The sequence below is a fragment of the Microcoleus sp. K1-B1 genome, from assembly GCF_036704705.1.
GTDB lineage: Bacteria > Cyanobacteriota > Cyanobacteriia > Cyanobacteriales > Microcoleaceae > Microcoleus.
In genome coordinates this window covers 120,600-127,241 of the sequence record NZ_JAUBSH010000009.1, presented here as the reverse complement: position 1 = coordinate 127,241, position 6,642 = coordinate 120,600, and the positions used below count along the sequence as shown (strand labels likewise).

Sequence of the window (6,642 nt, the reverse complement as noted above, 5' to 3'; positions counted from 1 at the left end):
ATGGCTCTTTTTCTCGACTTTTTTTGACGCTTTTATTGATTTTAACTATTTTACACTTATTCGGCTATTTACAAAACTGGGATGCTCCCGATGCTTTGCCCGTAATTCATAAATTCCGTCACGCAGGTAATCTGCCACAGGTCGTCGTAACTCGTAACCTGTACTTGCTAGTTGTTGAATTCGCGCAACACAGTTGGCATAGCCTTTGCGATCGTGCTTCAGGAGTATCTTAAGCCATTCCAGAACTGGAGCCGCGCCTTCTCGATATTGATAAAAAATAACTTTTGTTTCGGGCACAGTTTTCTACCCTCGTCATCCACATTTACTTTATCACAATATTGCTATAATTAGCAGATTTGGTGATGCGAGGCAGAGCCTCTAGACATCAGTTCCCAAGCCGAGCCTGGGAACCAGTTAAATTGCTTGAATTATCTTGTTTGACATATTCCCATTTCTCCATTTCCAAATTACACCTTTTCCTGAACATTCTCGCCCAACAAACCCCCAGGCCGAAAAGCCAAAATCACCACCAAAACCCCAAACACCCAAGCATTAGTCCAGCGGCTCGACAAATACTGATCGCTCAAAGACGAAAGCAACCCAATCAAAACCCCTCCTAACATCGCCCCGACAATATTGCCAATTCCCCCCAAAACCGCCGCCGTAAAAGCCCTCAAACCTGCTGTAAACCCCATCGTAAAAACAATAGTATTGTTGTACAGACCGACCAAAATTCCTGCCGAGCCCGCCAAAGCTCCGCCAATCAAAAAAGTCAGAGCAATAATCTGATCCACATTAATTCCCATAATTTTAGCAGCATCGCGGCTTTGAGCCGTTGCCCGCATCGCCTTTCCCAGACGAGTGTATTGCACAAAAACATGAAGCAAAACCATCAATACAACCGCCACCACCAACACAATTAAATCTTTCGTAGTAAATACAATACTCGTTTGAATTCCCAAAGCTTTGAAAATATCAACTCGCGGTAACAAATCGGGAAAACTTTTCGGCGCAGCAGAATTAGAACCCATCACCGGAATAAAAGCTTTCAATCCTCCCCAAAATAACCCCATATTTTGGAAAATAAAAGAAACTCCAATTGCTGAAATTAAAGGAGCCAAACGAGGAGCATTTCGCAAAGGTCGATAAGCATACTTTTCCACAAGAATATTGAGTCCCGCACAAAATACCGAACATACAATTAAAGCAACTAACATCACCGGTATAGCAATAGCTAAAGGTGCGCCATCTTGCATCCCAAAAGCCCCGAACACGGTTAAGGAAGCAAAAGCACCCAACATATACAAATCGCCATGAGCAAAATTGATTAACTCAATAATGCCATAAACCATAGTGTAACCCAAGGCAATAATTGCAATCAGCGCGCCGTTGACCAGACCAACTAATAATTGTTGGATAAAAACTTCAGGATTGCTGACTATTTCTCCAACGATTTTTGGCAAATCAAATCCTGCGATCGGCCCTAATAACAAAACTATATAAGCTACACCTAGATATAAGAGAATACTTTTCCAGTTTTTCATAATTATTCGTAATTGGGAATTGGAAATTGGGCATTATGAACATTCATTCTACTCGTTTCTAGGCCGATATTAGAAACGCTGATTCGGAGGATCTACCTCCAATTTTTCGGATCGGAAAGCCCAGCAGACCAAGAGTGACATTGGTTCCTAGGCTCTGCTTAGGAACCAGTTAAAATCACTACTGACAACAGTCAACAGCCAACTGACAACAGTCAACTGACAACAGTCAACTGACAACAGTCAACTGACTAATTATTCCGTCTTGAGCGCATTCACGAACTCCCACTTGCCACCTTTAACAACATTTCCTGACATTGTAGTCAAGCTCGTGTCGCCGTTGGTGTCAAAACTCCAAGTGCCGAGTACCCCGTTAAAATCTTTAGTTGCCAACACAGCTTCGCGGATAGCAGCGCGGTCATTTTTGCAAACTTTATTAATTGCGCCGATCGCAACTTTAGCAGCTTCATAGGCGTAAGCTGCATAAGCTTCCGGTTCAGCATTATATTTTGCCTTGTAACTTTCGTACCACTTCGCGCCCGCACCAGTCAATTCTTGAGGAGGCAAGCCGCCAAAAGTAGCGTAAATTCCTTCGGCATCTTTGCCCGCCGCGTCAATTAAAGCTTGCTCTTTAATGCCGTCGGGCCCCATGAACTTAACTGCATCAGCCGCCATCCCGACATTTCTCATGTCTTTAATTATTTGTCCGGCATTGCTCTGAGTAGTGCCACCGAAGTAAATCATGTCGGGATTTAAAGCTTTGATCTTATTCATTAACGCCTTATAGTCGCTAGCTTTAATATCAATTCCCTCTCTTCCGAGGACTTGAATTCCCAAATTTTTAGCAGTTGCCTCAAAAACATCAGCGATGCCTTTGCCGTAGAGTTCTTGGTCGTCAAGAATGTAGACTTTTTGCACGCCTAAAGATTTCGCCCAGTTGCCAGCTACAGCCCCTTGAAGGTCGTCAGCGGGGACAACGCGGGTGAAATTACGAGTGCCAGCGGGATAATAAACGTTGGGTTCTTTGGCTTCGCCTTTTCCTGGTTTAGTCAGTCCCGGATAAGTGTTGGCCGGACTGATCATGACGATGTTAGCTTGGTTGAGCACGGGAATGGAAAGTTTGGCGGCACCGGAGTTATAGTGACCGATGACGGCAACTACCGAACCGTCAGCGACGGCTTTGTTTGAGTTTGACGTTACTTGGGCCGGGTCCCATTTGCCGGCGGCGGCGGTGGCGTCATCGTAAACTTCGTATTGGACTTGGATTTTGCCGTCGCAAGCTTTCGAGTTGGTTTCGGCGAGGGCTTGTTGGATGCCGTTGACCATTGTTTGAGCTTGACCCAAGGCGCTGCCTGTCATGGGCAGCATGGAGACAATTTTGACAGTATTTGGGTCTCCGGGGCTGCTGACTGCGACGGGAGTGGCTGCGGGACTGTTTCCGGGGCTGCCTCCGGGAGTTGTGGCGGTGGGTGCTGGAGGATTTTGACAGCTAGCGCACAGAGAGGCTATTCCGGCGGCAAAAAGTAATTTCCGCAATCCTGCGGCGCCGAGATTCTGTGTTGAGTTGATTGTTGGGGATGTGGCACTTTTGCCCCCTGACTTCTTGGAAAAGTTCATAGGTTGGTTTGTTTGTTGCTGGCGTCTTAGCATATTTTCACTGTGTAAGTCTGTAAGTCAAGAGTTAGCACAAGTTTAAAAAATTTGTGTCAACTATCAAAACAGACCTAGAAAGGCAACATCAGGACTTAGGCGCTCCTGTATCAGCGGCGGCGGGGGCTGCCCGTACAATGCGTGAGTTCACGATTCCCTCGCGGTTAACTAGATCCGCGATCGCAGATTTCAGTAGATGTGTTGACATTGTGTATACAAAAAATTAGCATATAAATATGCTGCTAAGCTGTTGCGGCATTTAAATGGTATGTCAAAAAAATTTAAAGTCTTGTGGGGTGGGCGTCCCGCCCGCCCTCAATCTACAATTTAAATGCGCGACAGCTTACTAGCTCAAATTACTACTGTGTCTAGCCAGAGGTAACTGTTATGCACCCGCCAGCATCTGAAGAATCAGCCAGCCAGACCCGTGATGTGACAATCAACATTCGAGCTAAGCCGAATCAACGCGCTCTCATCGATCGCGCGGCCCAATTACAGGGAAAAAGCCGATCGGAGTTCATGCTTGAATCAGCTTACCAAAAAGCTCAAGATGTGATTCTAGACCGCTGTTTTTTTGGGTTAGATGAAATTAAATTTAAGCAGTTTTTGGCGCTGCTGGATGCACCGCCGACGCAAAATCTGAAGCTAAACGCATTACTAAAAACAAAATCTCCGTGGGATTAGATCGAGATTTAGACCAACTCTGCCCGCCTGAAAAACTGAACTCGTTACATCAAATTGAGACCTTTGATTCAGGCAACAGTCTGTTAGATGAATGGCTCAAGCGCCGCGCTCTGAAAAATGAGTCAGAGGGCGCTTCACGGACTTATGTTTTGTGCGATCGCCAAGCAGTCATTGCGTACTATTGTCTGGCAAATGGAGCAATAGCACAAACTACTGCAACGGGTAAAGTCCGGCGCAATATGCCCGATCCGATTCCTGTTATGGTGATTGGACGGCTTGCAGTCGATCGCAACTGGCAAGGCTGCGGCATCGGACGCGCTTTGCTGCGGGATGCAATTCTTCGCACTTTGCAAGCTGCTGAGATTGCCGGGATACGGGCAATTCTCGTACACGCTATCTCCGAAGATGCGAAGCAGTTTTACCAGAAGTGCGGGTTTACTGTTTCGCCGATCGAGCCGATGACACTCATGGTGAAAGTTAGCGATGTCATTGCTTCACTTTAGCTCAGACGTTAGTTGCTATCATTGGAGGTTTGCTCGCCCATGATTGAGTTGCAATCGGATTTAGAATATGTAGTGAGCGATCGCCTAAAAGTATCTCTGGATGCGATCGCGCAATTTTGCCAGCGCTGGAACATTGTCGAATTTGCACTGTTTGGCTCGGTGCTGCGGGATGATTTTCGCCCTGATAGCGATGTGGATGTATTAGTTACTTACGAGCCATCGCACCGCCTCACGCTGTCTCATTTATTGGGTATGCAGGAAGAGATAGAGCATTTATTTGAGCGATCTGTAGATTTGGTGGAAAAAAAGCAGTTAAAAAATCCCTATCGGCGATCAAACATTTTGAAAACCTATCGAGTGATTTATGCAAGCCAACGAGCGGGATAGTGCTTCACTTTGGGACATGGCGCAGGCAATCCGTAGGATTCAGGAGTTTACGGCTGATGCTTCTTGCGAGACTTATCTTGAAAGTGTTTTTATGCAAAGTGCCGTAGAGCGGCTGTTGGGGATTTTGGGAGAAGCAGCTCGGAGAGTTTCGATCGAGTTTCAGCAGTTTCATCCCGAAATTGATTGGCGAAAGGCGATTAATTTACGAAATATTTTAGTTTATCGCTATGACCAAGTGAGTTCGGAAGTTATTTAGAATATTGTTACAAGTATTTTGCCTAGTTTACTGGTACAAGTAGAGGCATTATTGCCGCCGTTACCTGATGATAGTTGAGCGATCGCCCACAAACAAAGATAAAGATGCGCGATCGCCTCATTGCAACAGTTGCCAAATATCAGCTTGATTGCGAAATCAAATCCGAATCCTTTTTTTCTTTTGAGCGATCGACACTAAAATCTTCATAGTACGATCGCTCAGTATTCACATCCCACAAATCGTGCTTTTCGCCGAGAATATTTCTCACAGCCAGGATTCCCGTCAGCATAGAATGGTCTTGGTTATTGTATCGGTGCATACCGTTTCGCCCGATCGTCTGCAAATTCTCAAATCCCTTCAAAAAACCTTCAAGTACCTGCAAGTGTCCTCGATATTCCCCATCATAAACTGGATAAGCTTTAAGTTGCCGTATGACAACTCCATCTTGCACATCAGCAGTTGTTGCTAACCCCAAACCAACCAACTCGCGAGTTGCTAATTCGATAAGTTCAGCGTCCGACATTTCCCAAATCTCGTCGCCTACGCTACAGAAATATTCCATTCCTAAACAACTTTTGCTGACATCAGGAACTAAAGCAGCGCTCCAATTCTTAAAGTTTTGAATTCGTCCCACTTTGACTTCGGGAGAGTGAATGTAAATCCAGTTGTCAGGAAACAAATCCTTGCGATCGACAATCAGCGCTACAATCAAAAAATCTCGATATTTGAGCGATCGCGCGGCGTGCAATACCTCTTCGGGCGGCTGCGGTTTCATTCTTGCTACCAGCGCCGATATCGGCATACTCGTAATGAAATTATCAGCAGAATATTGAACTAATTCTCCGTTTTGCTCCGCAGTAATACTTTTAATCTTATTACCTTCACGCTCAAAGCTAATCACTTTAGTATCGAGATAAACTTTGCCGTCTTTATTCTCCACAGCTTCCGCGAATTTTTCCCACATCATCCCCGGCCCCAAAGCCGGATAATCAAACTCTTTGATTAATGTTTTAGTGTCGTTGCTGCCAAACAAAGCATTAATAATTGCAGTTGTCAGCGACAATCCTTTAATCCGCTGCGCCGCCCAATCTGCTTGAATTTCCGAACAAGGAATACCCCAAACTTTTTCAGTGTAAGTCTTAAAAAATGTTTTATACAAGCGTTCGCCAAAACGATTTATCACCCACTGTTCAAAAGTTTTTTCTTCCGTAAGTGGCCAAATTCTCACTTTCAGATAACTCAAAATAATCAGCGTACTCTCAATTATGCCCAAATTAAAGAGAGTATTGAAGGCACTAATCGGATAGTTAAAAAATTTGCCTCGATAAAAAATTCGCGACAATCGTGGCACTTTAATAAACTCATTTCCCAGCACCTCTTGCCACAACTGCTGCACGGCTTCAACTTTAGTATAAAAGCGGTGGCCGCCAATGTCGAAACGATAGCCTTTGTAGGTTTCTGTGCGAGCTATTCCCCCAACTTTATCACCTTTTTCTAATACAACAGGGATGATGCCTTGCTTGACGAGCTCGTAGGCAGCAGTCAAGCCCGCAGGGCCTGCACCAACGATCGCAACAGGATAATGTTTCACTCCGCCTACCTCCAGCTTTTTTATCCAAAC

Annotated in this window: 8 protein-coding genes; 5 read left to right on the top strand and 3 right to left on the bottom strand. The window is 45.1% G+C overall.

Annotation, left to right across the window (positions count from 1 at the left end):
* Positions 1-233: hypothetical protein (locus QUA83_RS05330; RefSeq protein WP_333291988.1), on the top strand; the 233-nt coding region annotated here is incomplete at its 5' end.
* A gap of 234 nt (positions 234-467) precedes the next feature.
* Here the strand turns inward: QUA83_RS05330 and QUA83_RS05325 are convergent.
* Together QUA83_RS05325 and QUA83_RS05320 are read right to left on the bottom strand one after the other, a co-directional pair.
* Positions 468-1,544: a branched-chain amino acid ABC transporter permease gene (locus QUA83_RS05325; RefSeq protein ID WP_333291987.1), complete on the bottom strand. Its 1,077-nt coding sequence runs from the start codon at positions 1,542-1,544 to the stop codon at positions 468-470.
* Positions 1,545-1,796: 252 nt separating this feature from the next.
* Positions 1,797-3,158, bottom strand: coding sequence for a branched-chain amino acid ABC transporter substrate-binding protein (locus QUA83_RS05320; protein WP_333291986.1), 1,362 nt, complete (start codon positions 3,156-3,158; stop codon positions 1,797-1,799).
* A gap of 420 nt (positions 3,159-3,578) precedes the next feature.
* On the opposite strand from QUA83_RS05320, the gene QUA83_RS05315 reads away from it, so the two are divergent.
* From QUA83_RS05315 to QUA83_RS05300, 4 genes are read left to right on the top strand one after another with little or no spacing between them, the layout of a single operon-like run.
* Entirely contained in the window at positions 3,579-3,875 is a 297-nt protein-coding gene (locus QUA83_RS05315) for a DUF1778 domain-containing protein (RefSeq protein WP_333291985.1), read from the top strand.
* The gene (locus tag QUA83_RS05310; RefSeq protein ID WP_333291984.1) at positions 3,866-4,378 is read left to right on the top strand and encodes a GNAT family N-acetyltransferase; all 513 of its coding nucleotides are present in this window, start codon (positions 3,866-3,868) and stop codon (positions 4,376-4,378) included. The genes QUA83_RS05315 and QUA83_RS05310 overlap by 10 nt, the downstream gene beginning before the upstream one ends.
* 39 nt (positions 4,379-4,417) lie before the next feature.
* The gene (locus tag QUA83_RS05305) at positions 4,418-4,765 is read left to right on the top strand and encodes a nucleotidyltransferase family protein (protein ID WP_333291983.1); all 348 of its coding nucleotides are present in this window, start codon (positions 4,418-4,420) and stop codon (positions 4,763-4,765) included.
* Complete coding sequence (locus QUA83_RS05300) at positions 4,743-5,021, top strand: HepT-like ribonuclease domain-containing protein (protein ID WP_333291982.1); 279 nt, start codon at positions 4,743-4,745, stop codon at positions 5,019-5,021. Before QUA83_RS05305 ends, QUA83_RS05300 begins: the two co-directional genes overlap by 23 nt.
* Before the next feature lie 139 nt (positions 5,022-5,160).
* Here the strand turns inward: QUA83_RS05300 and QUA83_RS05295 are convergent, their stop codons facing one another.
* Positions 5,161-6,612: an NAD(P)/FAD-dependent oxidoreductase gene (locus tag QUA83_RS05295; RefSeq protein WP_333291981.1), complete on the bottom strand. Its 1,452-nt coding sequence runs from the start codon at positions 6,610-6,612 to the stop codon at positions 5,161-5,163.
* Positions 6,613-6,642 lie beyond the last annotated feature (30 nt).